Below are 24032 nucleotides of genomic sequence, written 5' to 3' on the forward strand. Positions count from 1 at the left end.
GTCGCTTCCATGAGCAATTGCTAAAGAGCATGTGACCATGCCAGTCATCGGGAGCGCGCCTCCCACCAAGGAGTTATCTCCATGACCACTATTGTCTCCGTTCGTCGTGGTAACCAGGTCGCCCTCGCCGGCGACGGCCAAGTGTCGCTGGGCAATACCGTAATGAAGGGTAACGCCAGCAAAGTACGCCGCCTCTACCGCGGCAAAGTACTGGCCGGATTTGCCGGTGGCACCGCGGATGCGTTCACTCTGTTTGAACGCTTTGAAGCACAGTTGGAAAAATACCAAGGCCATCTCACCAAAGCAGCGGTTGAGCTCGCCAAAGATTGGCGCACCGACCGGGCGCTACGCCGTTTAGAAGCACTGCTGGCCGTGGCTGACCATAGCGCCTCATTAATCATTACCGGTAATGGTGATGTAGTCGAGCCTGAGCGCGGCATTATTGCGATTGGCTCTGGTGGCAACTTCGCCCAAGCCAGCGCCCGAGCGCTGTTAGAAAATACCGAGCTTTCGGCGCGTGAAATTACTGAGAAATCGCTGGCGATCGCTGGTGATATCTGTGTGTTTACCAATCATCACGTGACGCTCGAAGAGCTGTCGATTGACGGTCGCTAATCACTTTACGCGACTCGCAAACGCCGCTCATTGCCCACAAAGGTTACTTATATGACTCAGATGACACCCCGCGAAATTGTTCACGCTCTAGACCAGTACATTATTGGCCAGCAAGATGCTAAACGCGCCGTTGCAATCGCCCTGCGTAACCGCTGGCGCCGCATGCAGCTCGATGACGACTTGCGCCCAGAAGTCACGCCTAAGAACATTCTGATGATTGGCCCCACCGGTGTGGGTAAAACCGAGATTGCCCGCCGTTTGGCCAAGCTGGCCAAAGCACCGTTTATTAAAGTTGAAGCGACCAAGTTCACCGAAGTCGGCTATGTTGGCCGTGACGTTGAGTCGATTATTCGCGACTTGATGGAAGCCGCGATTAAGATGGTTCGCGAACAGGCCAAAGAAGAAGTTGGCAACCGTGCCGCGGATGCCGCCGAAGATCGAGTGCTGGATGCCCTTCTTCCGCCACCCCGTGGCCAGGAAGACAAACCACGTGAAGAAGGCAGCACTCGCCAGTCCTTCCGTAAGAAGCTACGTGAAGGCCAACTGGACGATAAAGAGATCGATATTGAAATATCCTCTCACGGCCAAGGCATCGATATCATGACCCCACCGGGCATGGAAGAGATGACCAACCAGCTGCAGAGCATGTTCTCCAACATGGGTCAGCAGAAGCGTGAGAATCGCCGCGTAACGGTCAAAGAAGCGCTAGTTCTGCTGCGTGATGAAGAAGCTGGCAAGCTGGTCAACGAGGAGGAGATCAAGGCGCGCGCGGTCTACTCGGTAGAGCAACACGGTATCGTCTTCCTGGATGAGATCGACAAGGTAGCCAAGGGCAGTGGCCAGTCCAGCGGTGGCGAAGTCTCCCGTGAGGGCGTCCAGCGTGACCTGCTGCCACTGATTGAGGGTTCCACCGTCTCGACCAAGTACGGCATGGTTAAAACCGATCACATCCTGTTTATCGCCTCCGGTGCCTTCCACCTGTCGCGCCCATCAGACCTGATTCCAGAGCTACAGGGCCGCCTGCCGATCCGCGTGGAGCTTGATGCGCTCACGCCCAACGACTTTAAGCGCATTCTCACCGAGCCCTCTGCCTCGCTGACCAAGCAGTATCAGGCGCTCCTGGCGACAGAAGGTCTTGATGTGGAGTTTACTCCCGACGGTATCGAGCGCATCGCGCAGATCTCCTGGCAGGTCAACGAAGGCACTGAAAACATCGGTGCCCGCCGTCTGCACACGGTCATGGAGCGGTTGTTGGAAGAAGCCTCTTTCAAAGGCGGCGATATGGAGAGCCCGCTGATCATCGACGGAGATTACGTCAATGCCCAGCTTGGCGAACTCGCGGTCGACGAAGACCTGTCACGGTATATTTTGTAAGCTGCGCCTGTCGTTATTATCAGCGTTGGTATCGTCAGCAACAGCAAGCCCGCTCTTCGCGGGCTTGCTGCTATGGCATTTAGCCATGGACACTTAGCCATGAGGTCTCATCATGAACGCCCCTACCCCTACCCGGGTTCACTACCATAAGCAGGCCCGCGAGCTGGAACTTGGTTACGCCACGGGCGAACATTTTCGCCTGCCGGTGGAGTTGTTACGCGTCTACTCACCTTCCGCCGAAGTACGCGGCCACGGTGGTGACACGGCAGTACTGCAAGTGGGGAAAAAAGATGTCGGCCTGCAAAATATTACTCAGGCAGGCAACTACGCACTGAAACTGCACTTTGACGATGGTCATGACAGTGGCCTGTTTAGCTGGAACTACTTATACGATCTTGCCACGCATCAAGAAGCCTATTGGAACAATTACTTGCAGCGCTTAAAGGATGCAGGCGCCTCGCGCGAGCCGGCCAGCATTCAATTCAAGCAACTGTGATGGCATGACTCACGCCCCTGCAACAAACTAGGTAGAGACGCTAGGCAGACAAGCCAGGGCGGACAAGGCTACAATGACGCTAATTTTTTAATCGCGTCGGCCCTCAGTCAAAAGACCAAAGGTCGATCTGCCATCGCCTAAAATTCGGGAGCTACCGCCCCATGAGCCCCACAGAAAAACGCACGACTCATTTTGGTTACCAGGAAGTACCGGTTGATGAGAAAGCGTCACGAGTAGCTGACGTATTCCACTCGGTTGCCGCCCGCTACGACGTAATGAACGACTTGATGTCGATGGGTATCCACCGGGTTTGGAAACGCATGACTATTGAGCGCGCCGGTGTGCGCCCTGGTCACCACGTGCTTGATATCGCTGGCGGCACGGGCGACTTAACCCTCAAGTTTTCCCGCCTGGTTGGCCCGCGTGGCAAGGTGGTGCTGGCGGATATCAACGCCTTGATGCTCAAAGTCGGCCGCGACAAGCTGATGGATAATGGCGTCGGCGGCAACGTAGAGTATGTTCAAGCCAATGCCGAAAGCCTGCCGTTTCCCGATAACAGCTTCGACTGCATTACGATCGCTTTTGGGCTGCGCAATGTCACCGACAAAGACGCTGCGCTGCGCTCCATGGCGCGTGTTCTTAAACCCGGTGGGCGCCTGTTGGTTTTAGAGTTCTCCAAACCCAACAACCCCTTGCTGTCGAAGGCTTACGACGAGTACTCCTTCCGCCTGCTGCCCAAAATGGGCGAACTGGTGGCGGGGGACGGCGAAAGTTACCGCTATTTGGCGGAGTCAATTCGGATGCACCCCGACCAGGAAACGCTCAAAGCCATGATGGAAGCTGCCGGGCTAGAGCGGGTCGAGTACACCAATCTGACGGGCGGTATCGTTGCACTACACCGCGGCATTAAGCTATGAGATTTCAGACGCTACAGACCCAGAGGCCAGCATGCTGGTAACCCCGACCCTGCTGTTGGCCGGATGTGAACGCACACTCAATGTCCTACTCGCCCGCGACCCGGCAGCCCCCGCACGGCTGGCAGCGCTGGTGGGCAGCCGTTTGCTTATACGCCTGGAGCAGCCACATCTTGAGCTTGTGATCCACTACCACCACGCAGGCTTAGACCTGATGCGTGGCGAAGGTGTTGATGAAACCGAGGTAGATGCGGTCGTCGAGCTGAATCCGGAAACATTTTCAGAGTGGATCAGCGGCGCCTCGATTGAGCGGCTAATGTTCGATGGCAAACTGGCCGTACGTGGGCGCATCCATCTGCTTGAAGCGACCCGCGAGCTGCTTTTCGATTTAGACATTGATTGGGAAAGCGAGCTGGCCCACTGGCTTGGCGATATGCCCGCTCACTCGCTGGCCGAAGGGTTGCGTCGCGCCGCTCGTTGGGGGCTGCGTGCCAAAGATGAGCTGATGCAGGATGTTTCTGAATATGTCTTTGAAGAAGCCCGCCTGCTACCCGGACAGCAACAGCGCAACGTGCTACGCGATCACTTAACCGAACTGGAAATCGCCACCGATCGTCTGGAAGCGCGCTTTAACCGCTTGCAGCGCAAGCTGACGCAACCGCCGCAGAGCGCCTCTCAGGAGCCACGCCCATGAGCCTGCGCCTGCTACGGATTAGCTGGGTAATCACGCGCCACCGGCTAGACACATTACTGCCGCTGGAACGCTTGCCCTGGTGGCTGCGGACGCTACTGTGGTTTTCACCGTTACGCCTGGTGCCGATCGGCAAGCGATCGCGGGGTGAACGCCTGCGCTTGGCGCTAGAAGCGCTAGGGCCAATTTTCATTAAATTCGGACAGATGCTCTCGACCCGCCGCGACTTGCTACCGGCAGATATCGCCGATGAGCTAAAGCGCCTTCAGGATCAGGTGCCGCCTTTTCCCGGTTATCTTGCCGCTGCCCGCGTCGAGAAAGAGCTGGAAATGTCGCTGGCGGATGCCTTTGCTGAATTTGACCACGTACCGCTCGCCTCTGCATCGATTGCCCAGGTACACGCAGCAAGGCTGCACGGCGGTGAAGACGTAGTGGTAAAAATCATTCGTCCCGGCATTGATCGCGTCATGCGTCAGGACATGGCGCTGATGTACCAAGTCGCCAAGCTATTTTCCAAAATCCCCGAAGCGCGACGTTTGCGCCCGGTGGAAGTCATCCGCGACTACGAAGCCACGTTGTTTGATGAGCTGGATCTCTATAAAGAAGCCGCCAACACCTCGCAGCTTAAACGTAACTTTAAAGACTCACCGCTGCTATTTGTACCTACCATCTATTGGCCCTTCACCCGCCGCCACGTGATGGTTCAAGAGCGCATTCGCGGCATACCGGTCGCCGATTTAGACACGCTAATTGCTCGTGGCACGAACCTTAAAAAGCTCGCAGAGCGCGGCGTTGAGCTTTTCTTTACCCAGGTATTTCGTGACAACTTCTTCCACGCGGATATGCACCCCGGCAATATCTTTGTTAACTGTGACAACCCCGAAGACCCGCAGTACATCGCCATCGACTGCGGCATCGTGGGCAGCCTGACCCGAGAGGATCAGGACTATTTGGCGCGCAACTTATTGGCATTTTTTCACCAAGACTATTACGAAGTCGCCGCACTGCATATTGAGTCCGGCTGGGTGGGTGAAAATACTCGCGCCAATGAGTTCGCGGCAGCCATCCGCACCGTCTGCGAGCCTATTTTAGAGAAGCCGCTGAAAGACATCTCCTTTGGCCAAGTGCTCCTGGGTCTGTTTCAAACCGCGCGACGTTTTAATATGGAAGTGCAGCCGCAATTGGTTTTATTGCAGAAAACGCTGCTCAATATTGAAGGCTTAGGGCGTCAGCTCTATCCTGACTTGGACCTTTGGAGCACCGCCAAGCCGTATTTAGAGCAGTGGATGAAAGAGCGTGCGGGTGTCAGCGGTTTATGGGAATCACTCAAGCGACAGGCACCGGAGCTTTCACACCAGCTACCTGAATTGCCTGTACTGGCGCACCAAGCGCTCAGCCGCATGGAGCATGAGCATCGTCAACGTCATCAGCAGGTGGACTCCATCAACGCCATGCGCGTACAGATGGTGCGGCAGGGCAAGCGGCTTTACCGCCTGCGCCTGGGTTTGATTCTGCTGGCACTGGCACTGGCTTGGCAGCCATTAAGCGGTTGGATTGAGCTCCAGGAGTGGCCAATACTGGCTGCCGCTGCGATTGGCCTCTTACTGCTGGTATGGCAATAGCGCAGTGCATTAAACGTTTATAAGGATTCCCATGGACAGCAACTCATTATCGCCTGACAATTTACCAACCAACACTTTTTCGACAAATACTGCGTCTGTGCTGGATACTCTCAATGAGGTACTAAAGCAGCGGCGACACGCCGCAGCAGAAGATTCTTATGTTGCCTCCTTGCATCATAAGGGTTTGAACAAGATACTCGAAAAAATTGGCGAAGAAGCGACTGAAACAGTGCTTGCGGCAAAAGATGCGGAGCACGGTGGTGAGGCTGAGCGCCAAGCGTTGATTTCTGAAACTGCCGACCTGTGGTTTCATAGTATGGTGATGCTGTCGCACCTGGGGATGGATCATCAGGCTGTTTTAGACGAACTGGCGCGACGCGTTGGCATTTCCGGGCACGAAGAAAAAGCGTCTCGTCAGCCATAGCGGTCACAGAAACTGTCGTATAGTGATAACCAAGCTGGAAAAAAGATAGTCAACCTGCTCCCATGAGGAAACGCATATGTTAGGTGGTATTAGTATTTGGCAGTTGCTGATTGTCCTGGGCATCATCATCCTGGTTTTCGGCACCAAAAAACTGCGTAATGTGGGCACCGACCTAGGCGGGGCGGTCAAGGGCTTCAAGAAAGCCATGCACGATGAAGAGAAAAATAAAGAGACGGATAAAGAAGACGCTGACCAACCGCATGCCAAAGTGAGCCATGAAGAACCTGGCAACACTTATGACGTTCAAGCCGAAGAGAAACAGGCCGCCAACGAACGTAACGAAGAGCGCAAATAAACCATGCTGGATATCGGCTTTCTTGAACTAATGCTCATTGGCATCGTCGGGCTGTTGGTGCTTGGCCCGGAGCGGCTGCCTAGGGCCGCCCGCACGACGGGTATGTGGATTGGCAAAATCAAGCGCACGGTATCCGGCATGCAGCGTGAAATTAGCGCTCAGCTTGAAGCAGAAGAGTTACGCCAAAAGCTTAACGAACAGCAGAAGAAGCTCGACGATAGCTTGAAAAAAGCCAAGCTGGATGTAGAGAGTATTGCCGATACCCCTTCTACTCCTCGGTCAGCGCCAGCAACCAAAGCGACGCAGAGCGAGACAGAGCAGCGCGTCGCCAAGGCGAGCTCCCGATTGGATGATGCCCTGCAAACGGTACGTGAAGAAACGCCTCCTTCATCCTCATCGCCTTCCTCGGCAGTGCCCGAAGACGCGGCAGAACCTGAGCCGACTGAATCTCAAAAGGCTGCATCAAATAAGGACCGTAACCACCAATGAGTATGTCTGGCGATTCAAAGGAGCCGCGTGAAGACCAAAGCCAAGCCCCTCTTATTGAGCACCTGATTGAACTACGTTCACGGTTGATGCGCGCCGTGATCGTGATTCTGGTGGTCTTTTTGGGCCTTTATTCGTTTGCCAATGATATTTATACCTTCGTCGCCGAGCCGTTAATGGATCTGCTGCCCGCAGGCTCGCAAATGATCGCCACAGAAGTGGCTTCGCCATTCTTAGCGCCATTTAAGCTTACCTTGGTCGTCGCGGTGTTTATCGCCATTCCCTTTGTGTTGCATCAGGCCTGGGCGTTTATCGCGCCGGGGCTTTACGACAATGAAAAAGCACTGGCGATCCCGATACTGGTCTCAAGCATTGCGCTGTTCTATGGCGGTGCGGCGTTTGCCTATTACGTGGTTTTTCCGCTGCTGTTTGAGTTTTTCACCCAAACCGGGCCGGACAACATCGCGATAATGACCGACATTAACCAGTATTTGAACTTCGTTCTTAAGCTGTTTTTTGCTTTCGGGGTGGCGTTTGAAATTCCTATTGCGACCTTCTTGCTTATCCTCTCTGGCGCTACGACGGTGGAAAGCCTTTCTAAAAAACGCCCCTATATCCTTTTAGGCTGCTTTGTCGTCGGTATGCTGCTAACCCCGCCTGATGTGATTTCCCAAAGCCTGCTAGCAATCCCCATGTACCTGCTTTACGAAGTGGGGCTACTGTTTGGCCGTTTGGTGCGCAAACGCAAAGAAGAGAAAGAGGCTGCTGAAGAGCACGAAGCCGATCTCTAAGCGGATCAGCGCAGCACGCAGATACTGAAAAAGCCGTCGCCATTAACCATGGCGACGGCTTTCTTATCTGCAATACGATGTTCTAAAATGCAACGGCGTACTTAATCCATCATTTCAGCAATACGATCTACCAATTTAAAGATACCAGTGGCCGCTTCACTAATGCGCTTTGCCAGCATATAAGCAGGAGTGGTCACCACGCGGTGCTCAAGGTCGACGACAATATCTTCTACTGCACAGCTGCGGTGCAACCCGCCCATGGCACTAATCGCCCCGGAAACCGCCGGATCATTACCCACGGTCACTGCAATACCGTCACCCAATAGACGGGGCACCAGTACGGGGGAAATACACATCAAGCCAATGGGTTTGGCCTCTTGACGAAAACCAAACAGCGACTCTTTTAGTGCTTCCAGCACCTGCATATTGTCGCTGGCACTGGCGAAATCCGACAGATTTTTGGCGACACCGAAACCACCGGGCACAATCACTGCATCGAAGTTATCAGCGTCTAGCTCACTCAATGGGCGGATGTTTCCACGCGCCAAGCGGGCAGACTCCTGCAGCACATTACGCTGTTCACCTTCCGCCACCTCTTGCGTGAGGTGATTGATAACGTGATGCTGTTCTATATCCGGGGCAAAACAGTGGTAACCAATACCCAACTGATCCAAGCGCAACAGCGTTAACGTCGTCTCATATATCTCTGAACCATCATAAACGCCGCAGCCAGCTAAAATCACCGCCACCTGTTTGGTCATGCCTATCTCCTTATCCCAGGGTCTGCCGATTGCAATACAGCAAAGCAATTGCTCACTTTAGTCAGTCTACCTTGTTGCCACAAGACGGCTTTCGCCGCAGGGTATGGCTGATATACTCCATTCAGGCCTTCGGGCACCCTCATTTGCGATCCTAAATGGAGAGAACTTTTGAGCACACCCACTCCCCGCCACTTCCCGGCCACCCGTATGCGCCGTATGCGTCGCGATGATTTTTCACGCCGTTTGATGCAGGAGAACAGCCTAAGCCCTTCAGATCTCATCCTGCCGGTGTTCGTATTGGAAGGCGACAACCAGCGTGAAGCGGTGGCCTCAATGCCCGGTGTGGAGCGGCTCTCGATCGACCTACTGATTGAGCAAGCCCGCGAAGCTTATCAACTGGGCATCCCTGCGTTGGCGCTTTTTCCAGTTGTCGGCTCTGAGCACAAAACTGAGTTAGCCGAAGAGGCCTATAGCGCCAGCGGCTTAGTACAGCGTAGCGTACGCGCCCTTAAAGCAGCCCTGCCCGAACTCGGCATTATCACCGACGTGGCGCTCGACCCGTATACCAGCCACGGCCAGGACGGCATTCTCGATGAGCACGGCTACGTGCAGAACGACCGCACGGTGGATACGCTGCTTAAACAGGCACTCTCCCATGCCGAAGCGGGCGCTGACGTGGTGGCGCCTTCCGATATGATGGATGGTCGTATCGGCGCGATCCGCCAAGTGCTGGAACAGGAACACCTCCACAACGTGCGGATTATGGCCTACAGCGCCAAGTATGCCTCCCACTACTATGGGCCCTTCCGCGATGCCGTTGGTTCAGCGACCAACTTGGGCAAAGCCGACAAGCGCACCTATCAAATGGACCCTGCCAACAGCGATGAAGCATTGCACGAAGTAGCCATGGACATCGCCGAAGGTGCCGACATGGTGATGGTCAAGCCGGGCATGCCTTACCTGGATGTCGTTCGCCGCGTCAAAGCTGAGCTCAAAGTCCCCACTTTCGCCTATCAAGTCAGCGGTGAGTACGCCATGCATCGCGCCGCTTTCGACAATGGCTGGCTGGAAGCGGAACCGGTGATTTTGGAATCATTGATGTGCTTCAAACGAGCAGGTGCCGATGGGATTTTGACCTATTTCGCTCTCGAAGCAGCACGTTTATTACAGCGCCACTAAACTACTGCGACAAAGATGACAACAAGGTGACACTTGTTTGTCATCTTCTCCCCGCATACTGCCTTCCTATACAAGTATCAGGCTATGATACCTTCGAGCCATCAACGCGGGGAGATCCACCATGGACGAGCAAGCGTCAGATTCTTTACCATCATCGTCTACTGATCAAACCAGCAGCGACGGCGATATGCCGCTACGAATTAACCGCACACCCACCGGGGTTCAAGCGCGTGACACGTTGCCTGAAACCGACCTTGACGACACTCAGCTTTACTTCAATCGCGAGCTGTCGCATCTACAGTTCAATATCCGCGTGCTGGAACAAGCGTTAGACGATGCCCACCCATTGCTCAACCGGTTGATGTTCTTGCTGATTTTCTCATCTAATATGGATGAGTTTTTCGAAATTCGCGTAGCGGGATTAAAGCACCAGATCGCCCTTGGCGACGACACCACCGCGGCTGATGGCCGACTGCCTAAAGCCGTATTGGCCGAGATTTCCCAGATCGCCCATACGCAAATTGATCGCCAGTATCAAATACTCAACGATACCTTGTTGCCCGCCCTGGAGACTCATGGGTTACGCTTTCGTCGTCGCGATCAGTGGACTGATCAACAAAAGGCCTGGACGCGGGCGTTTTTCGATAACGAAATTATGCCGGTTATTAGCCCCATCGGTCTTGACCCTTCGCATCCCTTCCCGCGTCTGGTCAATAAAAGTCTCAACTTTATTGTTGAGCTGGAAGGCAAAGATGCCTTTGGCCGCGCCGGAGGCATGGCTATTCTCCCCGCGCCACGCTCGCTGCCTCGCTTAATGGCGCTACCGAAGGAATTATGCGAAGAAGGTTTCTCCGAGTATGTGTTCCTGTCCTCGATGATTCATGCCCATGCCGATGAGCTATTTCCCGGCATGCGCGTGCGCGGCTGTTACCAATTCCGGCTAACCCGCAATGCGGACATGAGCGTTGACCCAGAGGAGGTTTCGGATCTCGCCTCAGCGCTGCGCGGTGAGCTGCTGGCGCGCCGCTACGGCAGCGGCGTGCGCCTGGAAGTCGCCGACAGCTGTCCTGATGACTTAATTGACTTTTTGTTGCGCCAGTTTGAACTGGAAAGCGGCGACTTATACCGCGTTAAAGGGCCGGTTAATTTGACTCGTATGATGTCAGTTCTGGGTGATGTGGATCGCCCGGAACTGCTCTATCGCCCGTTTACTCCCAGCATTCCGAAAGCGCTCAAAGCGGGCAGCTTGTTCGATGCTATCGCTAAGAGTGACATTCTGCTCCATCACCCTTTTCAATCATTTACACCGATTGAAGATCTGTTGCGCGAAGCCGCCCGCGACCCGCATGTATTGGCTATAAAGCAGACGCTATACCGTACGGGCTCAGACTCGCCTATCGTTAGCGCGCTGGTAGAAGCGGCTAGCCAGGGCAAAGAAGTCACCGTGGTCATTGAGCTACGTGCGCGTTTTGATGAAGCCGATAATCTACAGCTGGCTTCTCGTTTGCAGGAAGCGGGGGCAATCGTTGTCTACGGCATTATGGCCTACAAGACTCACGCCAAGATGCTGCATATAGTACGTCGCGAAAAAGGCGAGCTGTGCTACTACGCGCACCTCGGCACCGGTAATTACCACTCTAAAACCGCCAAACTGTATACCGATTACAGCCTACTGACTGCCAATAAAGCGCTGTGCGCCGATGTGCATAAAGTGTTTCAGCAACTGTCGGGGATGGGCCGCGCACGCAAAATTGACACGCTGTTGCATGCGCCGTTCACGCTGCACGAGCGGCTAGTGGAAATGATTGACCGTGAAGCGCAAATAGCGCGCAAGGGTAAACGCGCCCATATCATCATCAAGTGCAACTCGCTTACCGAACCCAAGCTAATTAAAGCACTTTACCGTGCTTCCCAGGCGGGGGTTGAGTGCGATTTAATTATTCGCGGTATGTGCTGTTTGAAGCCGGGCGTGCCGGGGGTTTCCGAGAATATTCGTGTGCGCTCAATTATTGGCCGTCTGCTTGAACACACCCGTGTATTCCACTTTCACAATGATGGTAAGTCGGAGACTTGGTGCTCAAGCGCCGACTTTATGTCGCGCAACATGTTTCACCGTGTTGAAACGTGCTTCCCGCTGCTGGATAAGAAGCTCGCCACCCGTGTGCGCAAGGATCTCGAAACCTACATGGTGGATAACTGCCAGAGCTGGCTGCTACAGACCGACGGCAGCTACCAGCTTCAGGATCCAGGTAAAAGCGATGCCATCAGCGCCCAGGAAACCCTGCTCTACGCCTATGCTTCGAAAAGCTAAGCGTCGACAAGCTAGTTTTCAAGCCAAAACCCCGCTTTTTAGCGGGGTTGATTCTGACTAGAAAAGCTTAATCAAAGTATTTACAACCATTTACGCATAGCGTTGGCGCAAGACTTTGGCAGCTTCGACCATATTAGCCAGCGCTGGCTCTACTTCCGCCCAGCCGCGCGTTTTCAGGCCACAGTCCGGGTTTATCCATAACCGTTCTGCCGGGATCTTTTCCAAGGCTTTTTCCATCAAATCGACCATCCAGCTCACCTCGGGAATATTCGGGGTATGGATATCGTAAACGCCTGGGCCGATTTCGTTGGGATAAGCAAAGTCCTGGAAGGCGTCCAGCAAGTGCATATCCGAGCGCGATGTTTCGATGGTGATCACATCGGCATCCAGGGCGGCGATCGCCCCGATGATGTCGTTGAACTCCGAGTAACACATATGGGTGTGAATCTGAGTGGTATTGGCAACGCCTGCGGCACTTAGCTGAAAGCTCTCGACTGCCCAATCCAGGTATGCCTGCCACTCATGCTGGCGTAGCGGCAGCCCTTCGCGCAGCGCAGGCTCATCGATTTGAATGACATTAATCCCGGCTTTTTCCAGATCCAATACCTCATCGCGCAACGCTAAGGCAATCTGGCGGCAGGTGGTTTCCCGCGGTTGGTCATCGCGGACAAACGACCACTGCAGAATCGTCACCGGCCCCGTCAACATCCCCTTCATGGGTTTGCTGGTCAGGGTTTGCGCATACTGGCTCCAGCGAACGGTCATGGGTGCAGGGCGTGAAACGTCGCCGAAAATAACCGGCGGCTTAACACAGCGTGAACCGTAGCTCTGCACCCAGCCAAAGCGGGTAAAGGCAAACCCTTCAAGCTGTTCGCCAAAGTACTCCACCATGTCGTTACGCTCGGCTTCGCCGTGCACTGGCACATCGATATCCAGCGCTTCCTGACGCTCAACCGCGTAAGCAATTTCATCCTGCATGCGGGCTTCGTAGTCAGCTGATGACAACTCGCCGGCTTTAAACGCGCGCCGTGCAGCACGAATCTCATCGGTTTGCGGGAAAGAGCCAATCGTCGTCGTCGGGAACAACGGTAGCTTAAGCGCTCGCCGTTGTGCGTCAGCACGCACGCTGTAGGGCGCCTGTCGTTGGCTATCAGCAGGGCTAATCGCGGCCAGCCGCTCACTAACCACTGTCTGGTGGATACGCGTTGATTCACGCCGGGCATCCAACGCCCGAGTTGCTTCATCCAAATGCTGCTCATCATCAGGCGTGGTTCGGTTATCAATCAACCGCGCTAGGGTGACCACTTCCACCAGCTTTTGCTGCGCGAAAGCCAGCCAACTCACGAGCTCCTCACCGAGCTCTGTTTCCTGCGCCAAATCTACCGGCACATGCAGCAACGAGCAGCTCGGCGCCAACCAAAGCCGCTGCCCAAGACGCACTTTTAACGGCAGCAAGCGTTCACGCAATGCCGCTAAGTCGGCCCGCCAGATATTGCGGCCGTCAACAAAACCTATCGACAGCACCTGATGCGGGCCAAGTCGGTCAATCACGCTCTCGACTTGTTGCGGCGCGCGCACGGCATCAATGTGCAACCCAGCGACGGGCAAACGGGTGGCTAATGAAAGATTGTCGCCCAGGCCGCCGAAGTAAGTGGCTAACAGCAGCTTTAGCGGTGCTGACTGAAGACGGTGATAGGCACGCTCATAGGCCTGCTGCCAATTAAGCGGTAGATCCTGCACCAGCGCTGGCTCGTCCAGTTGCACCCACTCAATGCCTTGGGTAGCGAGCCGCGCTAATATTTCGCCATACACGTTGAGTACGCTGTCCAGCAGCGTTAGGCGATCGAAATCACCGCCCTTGGTTTTGCCCAGCCATAGCCACGTTAGCGGCCCGGTCAGCGTTACTTTCGGGGTAAAACCGGCGCGTAACGCTTCATCCACCTCGTCGAACAGGCGGTTCGATGCCAGGGTAAAGGTTTGCCCTTCGTGCAGTTCAGGGACGAGGTAGTGGTAGTTGGTATCAAAGTATTTGGTCATTTCACAGGCGGCGGCGGGTTCACCGCTAGGCGCGCGACCGCGGGCCATGCGAAAGGTGGTGTCGAGATCGATATCGCCACCAGCCACTTCATGCTGGGCATTAAAGCGGGTAGGTACGGCACCCAGCGCAACTGAAACGTTAAGCACTTGATCGTAAAAAGCAAAATCACCAACACTAACAAAATCTAGGCCAGCATCCTGCTGCGCCTGCCAATGGCGCAAGCGAAGCTCGCGACCAGTCCTTTCCAGTTCGCTACGCGTTGACTCCCCTTTCCAATACGCTTCAGTGGCTTTTTTAAGTTCGCGCTGGGCACCAATACGCGGATAGCCGAGAATATGAGAAACTGTCATGATAAAACCTGCCAACGTGAATGATGTTGAACAGTCTGGCCACGCCCAAGCAATGAATCAAACTAAAGTTTTTAATAGCAAAGATGAAAAATACTCACGATGATTGAACTACGCCATCTACGCACATTACTCGCCCTGCGCGAAACTGGCTCACTAGTTGATGCCGCTGAACGCGTGCATTTGACTCAATCGGCGCTCTCGCATCAGTTGAAAGATTTGGAGAGCCGCGTGGATAGCCCTCTATTCGTGCGCAAAACCCGCCCGGTAGAATTTACCCGCGCAGGCTTACGGCTGCTCGCCTTAGCCGATCAAGTATTGCCTGAGGTACGCAAAGCGGAGCGGGATTTGGCGCGCTTGGCAGGCACCGAGCAAGGACGTTTGCATATGGCTATCGAGTGCCATAGTTGCTTTCAGTGGCTAATGCCGACGGTGGATTACTTTCGCGATCACTGGTCGGAGGTGGAAATCGATATTCCCAGTGGCCATCACTTCGACCCGCTTCCAGCGCTTGCCCGCGAGCAGTTGGATCTAGTGATCACCGCCGACCCCCAACCTCTTGACGGCATTCACTACGCCCCGCTGTTTCGCTATGAGGGATTATTAGCCGTCGCCCGCCAGCACGCTTTTGCAGGCCAGGGCTTTATAGAGCCCCAGGCGCTGGCGGATGAAACCTTGATCACGTATCCCGTTGAGCAATCACGATTGGATATTTTCACTCAGTTTTTGCAACCGGCGAATGTACGCCCTCGGGAGATTCGTACCGCCGAATTGACGATTATGATGATGCAGCTAGTAGCCAGTGGGCGCGGCGTATGTGCGCTGCCCAACTGGGCGCTCACCGAGTATTTAGAGCGCGATTACGTCAGCGCGGTAAAACTGGGCGAGCATGGGGTATGGAGCACGCTGTATGCAGCGATTCGCGAAGAGACCCGAGAAGCGCCGTGGATGCAGGATTTTTTGCGCACCGCGCGGGAAACCTCCTTTGCGGTGCTAACGGGGGTTAAGCCAGCGGATCGCGACGGGGAACCAGCAGCGTAAAGCGCGCACCGCACAGGGTGGGGCTGGTATCGATGGTCACACTGCCGCCGTGCCCAGCCATGATTTTCTGCACAATCGAAAGCCCTAACCCGTAGCCGCCGGAACTGCGGGCGCGGCTGTCATCCAGCCGGGCGAACGGTTTAAAGATATCTGCCCGCGCTTCGGGCGGAATACCTGGGCCGTCATCTTCGACATCAATACGCACCAAGTTGGGCTCGTCCCACAGCTGAATCACCACCTGAGACTTGGCATGCCGACAGGCATTACCGACTAAATTCTGCAGCGCTCGCTGAAGATAGCGTGGTTCCGCCAACAGCTCAATTTCAGGGCCGGGTGCCAGCGTTAACGTTAACTCTTTATGCAGCGGTGAAAGAGTATCAATCACGCGTTCCGCCATGGCACGGCACTCCACCAGTGACGTTTCAAGTTCAGCGCCATTGACTGTTTCACCGCCTAAGCGTGCATAGGTGAGTATTTCATCGACTAATTCATCGAGTTCGGCAATATCCGCATCAATGCCCTGCAACTGACGGCGAATAGCGGGCTGGTCGGTCATATCTTCGACCATCTGTACGGCAAAACGAATACGGGCGACCGGGGTACGCAGCTCATGAGAAACCGCGCGAATCATCTCTTGCTGACCACGCAGCAGGCTCTGCACTTGATTGGCCATGCCGTTAAACGCCATGCCTAACCGCCCTAAAAAGTCACCGCTTTCAACTTTTACCCGCGTTTCCAAACGGCCGCTGGCGATCCTTGTCGCGGCCAGCTCTAGTCGCGCCATACGGGCCTCAATACTGCGCATAATTAAATAGATGATCAGGCTGAGCACGATCATCAGCCCCACCAGAAGCGGCAAGTGCAAATTAGATGGCAGTGTATCGCCACGAGAGATAGGCCCAGCTTGCAGCCATAGGGATTCGCCTGGTAGTTGATAAAGCAGTGTGATGGAGAGCTTATCAGAGACTAACTGAGTGATGACGCCGCCACTCGCCAGCTGGGCCTGCTGCTGGGGCGATAGCCCGGCTGGCAAAGTAGACGATAGCTGAAGCGGCCAGCTGCCGGGGCGCAGCTGGGCAATGCGGTTTTTTCGCTCATTTTCGGGCGCAGCCGCAAGCCAGTCGCCCAATAGAGCAATGCTGCCGTGCCACTGATGCTCACTCCACTCTTCAAGCCTGGCTTGCAGCAACCATGTATCGCCTGGTAAGCGTTGCTGTAACAACCACGGCCTCTCGGCGACCAGTATCTTGCCCTGCTCTAGGCGTAATCGCTCAAAATAGCCAAGATCAGCTTCGTTGATAGGCTGCAGGGTCAACTGCAGCTCAAGTTGCTCGGAAAAACGCGCAAGCAAAGCGTTTCGCTGGCCTGTAGGCAGATCGGCTAATTGTTGCGTCATCAGCGACATAGGTAACGCAGCTAGCTGCTCGCGGTAATCTTCGCGGCGCACCTGCTCGATAAATGAACGCCCTACTAACGCAATCACAAACACCACCAACAACGCTACACCCAGCAACAAATAGAAGCGTAAAAACGAGCCGTTACTGAGCACCCGCCGCATGATGCCTTTCCTCTGCATGATCAACCGTCTTTAACGAAGAGATAACCTTTACTGCGCACGGTTTTAATCCGGTGAGGCTGATTAGGATCATCGCCAATTTTAGGCCGGATACGAGACACACGAACATCAATAGAGCGGTCCTGGCCGTCGTACTTAATTCCCCGTAGATTACTGAATATCTCCTCACGGGTAAGCACCCGACCGGCATTACGGCCCAACAGCCACAGCAGATCAAACTCAGCGCTGGTTAGGTCGATACGCTCCCCAGAGAGCCAGGCTTCACGGGTCGCGTTATCGATCTCTAGGTTTTCAAAGCGTAACCGCATTTCACCATCCGGTGCAGGCCCGTCGGCACGGCGTAGCAGTGCTCGCATACGCGCCAGCAGTACCCGCGGTTGAACGGGTTTCGGCACATAGTCATCAGCGCCCATCTCAAGCCCCAAGACTTGATCCAGATCGTCGGTGCGCGCAGTCAGCATCATGATCGGGCCAGCAAAGTTAGGTCTAACGCGACGACAAATAGCCAAGCCATCTTCACCTGGCAGCATTAGATCTAAAATGACTAAATCGGGCTGCAGGGTTAAAATACGGTCAACCCCTTTAGCCCCATCAGCTTCCAGCGTTACTCGAAAGCCATTCGCTTCCAAGTACTCGCGGGTAAGTTCGGCCAAGCGCTGATCATCTTCAATGATCAGGATATGATCTTGATCGGGATAGTCAGGCATGACAGGCTCTTGCGACTCAAGCGCCTGAAATTGCTGTTCCAAATGATCTACCATCCTCTTTTTGCACTCCGCTTAGGCTGTTTATTTTTTCACCTGCTCACCCAGTAACAACGCAGGTGACCTATTGTTGGCTTTCAGGATAACTCAAAACCATCGAAACACCCGCTTCTGTCGTTACCATTGCGCTTATTGATGGACACGGAAGGCCTGACACTTGATTCTCACAGCAACGGGAGCTAATGTAGAGACGCTAACTGTCGACAATTTGACAGAGGAACCTGCCATGGGAAGTAGCAAAACGAAAAGTGTTATTAAACGTGTTTACATTCCAACCCAAGTGCGTGACCTGCCCAACGGGGAAAAGTTAAAAATACCCGGGCATTATAAAGCACCACCCGGTGAAGGAAACGACACAATTGAGTAATGCTCTATTGAGTAGCCCTTTATTCAGTGAGTAAGCCTCAAATTAACAAAAAGGCAGGCCATCACAGGCCTGCCTTTTTCATTTGATCGCACTCAGCTAGGCCGCTATCCCTTCGGGCCAAACAAGAACCACGCAATCAAACCGATCAATGGGAAGAACAGCAATACTAGAATCCAGATCAGTTTAGCAAAACCACCTGCGTCGCTTTTGGCCACTTTGACGATGGCCCAAATAACGATAATAAGCCAAATTAGTCCTAACAAACCACCTACTTCAATGCCCATAGCAACTCCTTAGCGTGTTGGCACTCATTTCTATTTAACTCTTGCTATCAACTCCACCTTCACCAGATGAACTCACTTCTCGGGAAGGCTCAACACCATCTCGCCTGCCTGTATTTCAATCGACAAGAGATTTAAAAAACTCATGCCGAGCAGGACAGTGTCGCGTTCCATGCCAGGGCTAATAGACCCCTGTACATTTTGCACTTTTAAACCGCCCAGGGAAACCTCATCCAGTTCGGTTAAGGTACCTTCTACTCGGCCATTGGCGGTATTAAACCAAGCGCTGCGCCCTGGCGCCAAGCCCAGCTCATCGGCCAAATCGGCCGATACCGCCACATAGGTGGCGCCCGTGTCGAGCAAAAAGTTGACTGGCTCACCATTAATACGGCCGGGCGCCTCGAAATGCCCAGCACGATTACGCTTTAGGGTAATCGGTTCACCCGCAGGCAAGGTATGCACGATATTGGCATTAGGGCGCATCATTTCTTCCAGGCCACCGTGTATCCACCACGTCCCAACGGCCATTAACAGCACCCAAAACAACAGCATCATGACGATGCCACCACGCTGTGCTATTGGCGTTGCTGTCTGCGTCACCATCGTTCACCTCGCTGAGGTAAGGGCACCCAGCTATCCCTATTGTGTGTTTTCCCAGGCAAGCGCAGCCTCCCGGCCGCGGCGCTCGTTGACCTTAGCGCAAATCAGCATCGCGATAACGAACAAGGCCACACATAATAGAATAGACGCCTGCAAGCCAATGAGCGTTTGCAACACGCCCAGCATGACGATACCAAACACCCCCGCCAACTTATTGGCCAACCCCCAGAAACCGAAAAACTCAGCTGATTTTTCCAGCGGTGAAAATAGACCAACCAGTGCCCGGCTGGCAGATTGGCTAGAACCAAGGCTCAGACCCGCCAAGCAACCCACTACCAGGAATACGTACTGGGCCTGCCACTGCACCTCAAACTGTTCGTTGATCCACTGGGTCAGCTCCGGGGTTGCCCAGATGGCAATAATCGCCAGCACCCAGAGCGCCAGCGTCATCTGGTAAGTGTGCTTGGCACCTAGCCGATCCTGTAACCAGCCAAACCCTAACGCCCCTGCCGCCGCGGTGACTTGAACAATAATAAACATGATATTGCGTACACTCTCGTCCCAGCCAATCACTTGGGCACCATAGATGAATGCAAACGCGATAATGATGTAAACACCGGCCATTGAGAACAACAGCGATACTAAAAAGACGGTCAGGTCTTTGAAATAACGCAATTCGTGCAGCGTGGATGTCACCCGCTTCAAGGCAATATGACGATACGAGACGCCACGAGGCTGAGGCGTGCCACGCTCTTTTAACCATAAAAAAGTGGGAATAGCCGTAATCAGAAAAAAACCAGCGGCAAAAGGGCCAACCCAGCGGATACGTTCAAAGTTGTCAGCGCTTGCTTCACCTAGTACCACCAGGGTGAATCCAGCGGCAAATAACCCCCCGATATAGCCTAACGCCCAGCCAAAACCGGAAATTTTGCCCAGCGACTGCGGTGGCCCAAGCTCGGGTAAAAAGGCAGCAATAAATGACTCCCCCATGGAATAGGCGTAGTTAGACAGCACAATCAACAACAAACCAATAATGACGTAGCCAGGTTCAACAAAGTAGAGCATCGCCGTGGTGACCACGGTGGCAAGATAGCTGATGAGCAGAAAGCGCTTTTTCTCCGCACGGTAGTCCATCACCGCGCCACACAAGGGTGCCGTGATCACTACCATCAGATAGCTGATGGCCAGACCAAGGCTCCATAAGAAGTTGGCAAGTCGGAAGTTATCACCCCGATCCCCGACGATGACCGTGGTAAATAGCTCGCCAAAGACCACGGTAATGATCAGAAGCGTGTAAGCCTGGTTGGCAAAATCAAACATCGCCCAGCCGAAAATCTCTCGACGCGATGCGTAGCCATTCATCGCCTTAGCAGTAGTAGCAGGCAGCATTAGTTTACTCTCACAGAGGAAGTCGTAAGCCTAGCAGGTGGAGCCAGCAATATGCCACGGCTTGCGTTGGCAGATTAGAGAAGGTGAAGATTAGCCTAGTTAGCTTACCAAACGTCGGGGCCGGAACCGGGTAGAGACACGCAAATGCCCGGCTTAAAAAAGCCGGGCATTGTGATAAGACCATTGCGAAGAGCTAACTTTGCAAAGAGCTAGCAGCGTTAGAGCAACCAGTGGGCAGCCACCGCGGTCAAGCCAATGACCATGGCCGTCAGTACGGCTACGGTCACCACCCGGTCGAGCCAACGATCAAAGGCAACCCCTTTGGGCTTCCTTCGCGTTGCGCCATGGCGTCCTTGCCGAGCCATTAGCCTGTTCGCTCCATGTATCGTGCTCCTGAAATAGCAAGCTCCCGCAACAAAAAAGCTTGCCTGTCCCTAGCGATGCTAGCTATTAATGCGCCGGTTGACCACATTGGGGGCACGACGAAGACGCTCTTCTTCCCCTAATAGCTCGGCTTCAAAGGCGTCAGCCCCCACTGGTGTTTCCCCATGGCGACGATAAAGCTGCGTCAGCATCGCCTTGCGGTCTGCGCGCAGTTCCTGCACTAAAACAAACACCATCATATACAGAATAAAGGTGAAAGGTAGTGCCGACAGCACCGATGCGGATTGCAGCCCCGTTAAACCACCGGATGCAATCAGTGTCAGGCAGATGGCGGCGATCAGCACACCCCAAATGACGCGCTTATAGAGCGGCGGATTGATCGAACCATTATCGGTCATTTGCGCCACGATATAGGAGGCCGAGTCAGCGGACGTGACCAAGAAAATAAAGATCAACATCATCGCAACAACCGACAGCGCGCCCGTAAAGGGCATCAGTTCAAACATCTCAAACAGGGCGACCGTTATATTATCCTGAGTCGCGGCAGCTAGGCCGATATCGGTACCATTCAACTCCATATGTAATGCCGCGCCACCAAACACGCCAATCCACAAACAGGCGAGCAGCGGCGGTACGAACAGCACCCCAAACACATACTCTTGAATGGTACGTCCGCGGGATACGCGGGCAATAAATGTACCCACAAACGGCGACCAGGCAATTACCCAGGCCCAGTAAAAAATCGTCCAGCTGCTTGCCCACTCGTTATCGCTATAGGGGGAAATACGCAGGCTCATACCGATAAAGTTCTGCAGGTAATCGCCAATGCCCACCGTAATGGTTTCTAATATCGCCACGGTAGGGCCAGTGAACAATACATACAGCATCAACCCAATACACAAAATCATATTGAGGTTAGAAAGACGTTTAATGCCTTTATCCAAGCCCGACCAGGTCGATGCCATATAAGCGCAGAACATGACGAACAGAATCACAAACTGCCAAAAACCATTTTCTGGCAGGCCAAACACGGCGTTTAAGCCGCCATTCATCTGCAGCACTCCCAATCCAAGCGACGTAGCGACCCCCATAACCGTGGCAACCACCGCAAAGACATCCAACCAGGAAGCATAAGGGCGAATTTTAGGGTTTTTAGCCGTTATCGACGACAACACCGAAGATACCAGCCCGGCCTGCCCTTTGCGGAACTGAAAATAGGCAATGATCAACCCCACAATCGAGAAGGCTGCCCACTGATGAATGCCCCAGTTAAAGTAGCTGTATTGAATCGCGTAACGGGCGGCTGCTTCCGTTTCAGCGGTTCTGTCGCCATAGGGGGGCTCTATAAAGTGAAACATGGGTTCAGCCATGCCATAGAACACCAGTCCGACACCAAAACCAGCGGCCAGTAGCATGCTGATCCATGAGAAAAACGTATAGTTGGGGCGGCTGTCCTGGGGGCCTAAACGCACTTTGCCGTATTTACTCAGTGCCAAACCAAAAAGAAAAATCACAAAGCCAAAGACAGAAAAAAGATAAAACCACCCAAATAGCTCGGTAACGGTCGTCAGCGCTCCCTCTGCCGCGTTGGCAAATCCTTCAGGAAATGACGCCCCGACAACTACCAAGCCAAAAATAATCACCACTGATGCGATGAATACCGACTTGCCTCCATGATTAGCCATATAACCGTCCTGTTAGATGAGCTCTGTTTAGATAAGCACTGCGTACTAAGAGCATGCTTGTACAGCCAAACTTGTTTTGTACAGCTTAATGGTAACAGTTGGAAAACCTAATCGCACTGCCAGTGGAGCATGCCCCGCCGACGACGCATTTCGTCCTATCGCCATGCAGTGAACTTGCTAGACCAACTGTGTTCCAATGGGTGCGAATAACCGATGGAGGCTCTCATGCCACAGATGAATCGCGACCAACGCAACGCAGCATGGCAAGCGGCAAACCAATGGCGTGCCCGTGCAGCGCAAACCCAACCCACCGGCCTAGCAGGTAGCTTAAAGCTGCTGTTTACGTGGTTGGCCTTTGGCGCGTTGATGATAGTAGGTGTGGTACTCGGCCTATTTTTCTTATTGATTGGCTGGGCAATGATGCCGTTTATGCGTCATAAAATGAAAAAACGTATGGAGCAAATGCGTGCTCAGCAGGCGCAGGATATCGGCGGTGGTTATTCTCGTGGAAATACCTCTGCGAACAGCCATCCAGGTCATCAGGACGCATTAGAAGGTCACTATAAAGTTAAAGACAGTGAAATTAAAAATGGTCGTTAAATAGGTAGTCACTGATCGCGCCGCCTGTTAAAGCGGTGCATGTATCCATGTGAATGTTGCCGCTAGCGTTAGCGGCATTACCACCAAACTCCCCAGGTTGCCAATCAGTACCAGCGACGCCACTTTTTGTGGCGCCAGCTGGTACTGCTCTGCCACCAAATAATTCAATACCGCGGGAGGTAGGGCTGCAAACACCAGCAGTACGGCCATTTGCATGTCATTAAGTGGCAGTAGCCACATTAATGGCAACGCAATCACTAACCCCGACAGCGGACAGAGCACCGCCCCCAGCATCCCCGTGCGCCAATCGCTAAAGTCAATTTCCAGCAGCCGCACGCCTAGCGCAAACAGCATTAAGGGGATACATACTTCGCCCAGCATACGCATAGCCTCCAGCAGCCAGCTTGGTAGCGGCAGTCCACTGGTGTTCACCCCCAGCCCTGCCAAGCTCGCCAACACGATAGGCATGCGCAGCATCCGCCATAGCGAAGTACGCGGGTTTAGCATATAAAGCCCTACCGAGAAGTGCAGCAGCATCTCAACAATAAACACCACTACAGCGGCAGGCAGCGCGTCAGGGCCGAATGCAAGTACCAGTAACGGCACCCCCATATTGCCTGAATTGTTGAACATCATAGGGGGAAGAAAGGTTTTAATATCCAGCTTAAGCCACTTAGCCACCGGCCACAGCACAACCCCCGACCCTAGCACCACCGCAACAGCCGCCGTAGCAAGCCAGGCGTATTCAGCAAGTGGCGCCTGGCGGTCGGCCAGCACGGCGAATACCAATAGGGGAACGAACAGCTCCATATTGAGCGTATTCAGGCTACGAATGTCGGGTCTCCGATAGCGTCCATAGGCAGCGCCACAACCGGTGATTAAAAAAACGGGCAATAGTGTGGCCAGAATATGTCCAATCATGCGGGCCACCCCGCCTGACT

The 24032-nt window shown here is 54.0% G+C and carries 24 protein-coding genes; 14 read left to right on the forward strand and 10 right to left on the reverse strand.

Annotated elements, in window-relative coordinates:
- Positions 1 to 81: 81 nt before the first annotated feature.
- The 10 genes from hslV to tatC all read left to right on the forward strand — a co-directional run bounded on the left by hslV (position 82) and on the right by tatC (position 7768).
- Positions 82 to 615 carry an ATP-dependent protease subunit HslV gene (gene hslV / locus ACXUPB_RS16850; protein WP_008957546.1) on the forward strand — a complete coding sequence of 178 codons (534 nt, stop codon included), beginning with the start codon at positions 82 to 84 and terminating at the stop codon, positions 613 to 615.
- A gap of 51 nt (positions 616 to 666) precedes the next feature.
- Positions 667 to 1989: an ATP-dependent protease ATPase subunit HslU gene (gene hslU / locus ACXUPB_RS16855; RefSeq protein WP_179916566.1), complete on the forward strand. Its 1323-nt coding sequence runs from the start codon at positions 667 to 669 to the stop codon at positions 1987 to 1989.
- Positions 1990 to 2101: 112 nt separating this feature from the next.
- Complete coding sequence (locus ACXUPB_RS16860; RefSeq protein ID WP_179916565.1) at positions 2102 to 2485, forward strand: gamma-butyrobetaine hydroxylase family protein; 384 nt, start codon at positions 2102 to 2104, stop codon at positions 2483 to 2485.
- Positions 2486 to 2646: 161 nt separating this feature from the next.
- Positions 2647 to 3402 carry a bifunctional demethylmenaquinone methyltransferase/2-methoxy-6-polyprenyl-1,4-benzoquinol methylase UbiE gene (gene ubiE, locus ACXUPB_RS16865; protein ID WP_472953557.1) on the forward strand — a complete coding sequence of 252 codons (756 nt, stop codon included), beginning with the start codon at positions 2647 to 2649 and terminating at the stop codon, positions 3400 to 3402.
- Positions 3403 to 3433: 31 nt separating this feature from the next.
- Entirely contained in the window at positions 3434 to 4093 is a 660-nt protein-coding gene (locus ACXUPB_RS16870) for a ubiquinone biosynthesis accessory factor UbiJ (protein ID WP_472953558.1), read from the forward strand.
- Positions 4090 to 5712: a ubiquinone biosynthesis regulatory protein kinase UbiB gene (ubiB, locus tag ACXUPB_RS16875; protein WP_472953561.1), complete on the forward strand. Its 1623-nt coding sequence runs from the start codon at positions 4090 to 4092 to the stop codon at positions 5710 to 5712. Before ACXUPB_RS16870 ends, ubiB begins: the two co-directional genes overlap by 4 nt.
- A 31-nt stretch (positions 5713 to 5743) precedes the next feature.
- Positions 5744 to 6136 (forward strand): phosphoribosyl-ATP diphosphatase, encoded by a 393-nt coding sequence (locus tag ACXUPB_RS16880; RefSeq protein ID WP_472953563.1) that lies wholly within the window; start codon positions 5744 to 5746, stop codon positions 6134 to 6136.
- A gap of 76 nt (positions 6137 to 6212) precedes the next feature.
- On the forward strand, positions 6213 to 6491 hold the full coding sequence (gene tatA, locus ACXUPB_RS16885; RefSeq protein WP_035562075.1) for a Sec-independent protein translocase subunit TatA: 279 nt from the start codon (positions 6213 to 6215) through the stop codon (positions 6489 to 6491).
- A gap of 3 nt (positions 6492 to 6494) precedes the next feature.
- Positions 6495 to 6980 (forward strand): Sec-independent protein translocase protein TatB, encoded by a 486-nt coding sequence (gene tatB / locus ACXUPB_RS16890; protein ID WP_176302320.1) that lies wholly within the window; start codon positions 6495 to 6497, stop codon positions 6978 to 6980.
- On the forward strand, positions 6977 to 7768 hold the full coding sequence (tatC, locus tag ACXUPB_RS16895) for a twin-arginine translocase subunit TatC (RefSeq protein WP_472953565.1): 792 nt from the start codon (positions 6977 to 6979) through the stop codon (positions 7766 to 7768). The genes tatB and tatC overlap by 4 nt, the downstream gene beginning before the upstream one ends.
- A 101-nt stretch (positions 7769 to 7869) precedes the next feature.
- On the opposite strand, the gene elbB is transcribed toward tatC, so the two are convergent.
- Positions 7870 to 8529 (reverse strand): isoprenoid biosynthesis glyoxalase ElbB, encoded by a 660-nt coding sequence (elbB, locus tag ACXUPB_RS16900; protein WP_035562066.1) that lies wholly within the window; start codon positions 8527 to 8529, stop codon positions 7870 to 7872.
- A gap of 168 nt (positions 8530 to 8697) precedes the next feature.
- On the opposite strand from elbB, the gene hemB reads away from it, so the two are divergent.
- Both hemB and ppk1 read left to right on the forward strand, forming a co-directional pair.
- Positions 8698 to 9708 (forward strand): porphobilinogen synthase, encoded by a 1011-nt coding sequence (gene hemB, locus ACXUPB_RS16905; protein WP_472953567.1) that lies wholly within the window; start codon positions 8698 to 8700, stop codon positions 9706 to 9708.
- 121 nt (positions 9709 to 9829) lie between these two features.
- A complete protein-coding gene (gene ppk1, locus ACXUPB_RS16910; protein ID WP_472953568.1) occupies positions 9830 to 12019 on the forward strand; it encodes a polyphosphate kinase 1 in 2190 nt (729 codons plus the stop codon).
- A gap of 90 nt (positions 12020 to 12109) precedes the next feature.
- Here ppk1 and metE read toward each other — a convergent pair whose 3' ends face one another.
- Positions 12110 to 14407, reverse strand: coding sequence for a 5-methyltetrahydropteroyltriglutamate--homocysteine S-methyltransferase (gene metE, locus ACXUPB_RS16915; protein ID WP_472953569.1), 2298 nt, complete (start codon positions 14405 to 14407; stop codon positions 12110 to 12112).
- A 99-nt stretch (positions 14408 to 14506) separates the two neighbouring features.
- On the opposite strand from metE, the gene ACXUPB_RS16920 reads away from it, so the two are divergent.
- Positions 14507 to 15445: a LysR family transcriptional regulator gene (locus ACXUPB_RS16920; RefSeq protein WP_472953571.1), complete on the forward strand. Its 939-nt coding sequence runs from the start codon at positions 14507 to 14509 to the stop codon at positions 15443 to 15445.
- Here the strand turns inward: ACXUPB_RS16920 and ACXUPB_RS16925 are convergent.
- From ACXUPB_RS16925 to ACXUPB_RS16955, 7 genes are all read right to left on the reverse strand, one after another.
- A complete protein-coding gene (locus tag ACXUPB_RS16925; protein ID WP_472953572.1) occupies positions 15408 to 17003 on the reverse strand; it encodes an ATP-binding protein in 1596 nt (531 codons plus the stop codon). The genes ACXUPB_RS16920 and ACXUPB_RS16925 overlap by 38 nt on opposite strands.
- Before the next feature lie 20 nt (positions 17004 to 17023).
- On the reverse strand, positions 17024 to 17782 hold the full coding sequence (locus ACXUPB_RS16930) for a winged helix-turn-helix domain-containing protein (protein WP_281372600.1): 759 nt from the start codon (positions 17780 to 17782) through the stop codon (positions 17024 to 17026).
- A 474-nt stretch (positions 17783 to 18256) separates the two neighbouring features.
- Positions 18257 to 18436 carry a PLDc N-terminal domain-containing protein gene (locus tag ACXUPB_RS16935; protein WP_101147575.1) on the reverse strand — a complete coding sequence of 60 codons (180 nt, stop codon included), beginning with the start codon at positions 18434 to 18436 and terminating at the stop codon, positions 18257 to 18259.
- A 72-nt stretch (positions 18437 to 18508) separates the two neighbouring features.
- Positions 18509 to 19036, reverse strand: a complete 528-nt coding sequence (locus ACXUPB_RS16940; RefSeq protein ID WP_472953575.1) for a retropepsin-like aspartic protease family protein — start codon at positions 19034 to 19036, stop codon at positions 18509 to 18511.
- Between the two features lie 36 nt (positions 19037 to 19072).
- Positions 19073 to 20422 (reverse strand): MFS transporter, encoded by a 1350-nt coding sequence (locus tag ACXUPB_RS16945; protein WP_472953577.1) that lies wholly within the window; start codon positions 20420 to 20422, stop codon positions 19073 to 19075.
- Between the two features lie 218 nt (positions 20423 to 20640).
- On the reverse strand, positions 20641 to 20787 hold the full coding sequence (locus ACXUPB_RS16950; RefSeq protein WP_472953578.1) for a hypothetical protein: 147 nt from the start codon (positions 20785 to 20787) through the stop codon (positions 20641 to 20643).
- A 78-nt stretch (positions 20788 to 20865) separates the two neighbouring features.
- Positions 20866 to 22491 (reverse strand): BCCT family transporter, encoded by a 1626-nt coding sequence (locus tag ACXUPB_RS16955; RefSeq protein ID WP_008957567.1) that lies wholly within the window; start codon positions 22489 to 22491, stop codon positions 20866 to 20868.
- A gap of 225 nt (positions 22492 to 22716) precedes the next feature.
- Between ACXUPB_RS16955 and ACXUPB_RS16960 the strand changes: the two genes are divergently transcribed.
- Positions 22717 to 23091 carry a hypothetical protein gene (locus tag ACXUPB_RS16960; protein WP_472953579.1) on the forward strand — a complete coding sequence of 125 codons (375 nt, stop codon included), beginning with the start codon at positions 22717 to 22719 and terminating at the stop codon, positions 23089 to 23091.
- A gap of 27 nt (positions 23092 to 23118) precedes the next feature.
- On the opposite strand, the gene ACXUPB_RS16965 is transcribed toward ACXUPB_RS16960, so the two are convergent.
- The gene (locus ACXUPB_RS16965; RefSeq protein ID WP_179916549.1) at positions 23119 to 24012 is read right to left on the reverse strand and encodes an AEC family transporter; all 894 of its coding nucleotides are present in this window, start codon (positions 24010 to 24012) and stop codon (positions 23119 to 23121) included.
- Positions 24013 to 24032: the final 20 nt, after the last annotated feature.

The organism is Vreelandella sp. DA03-1M, assembly GCF_055725665.1.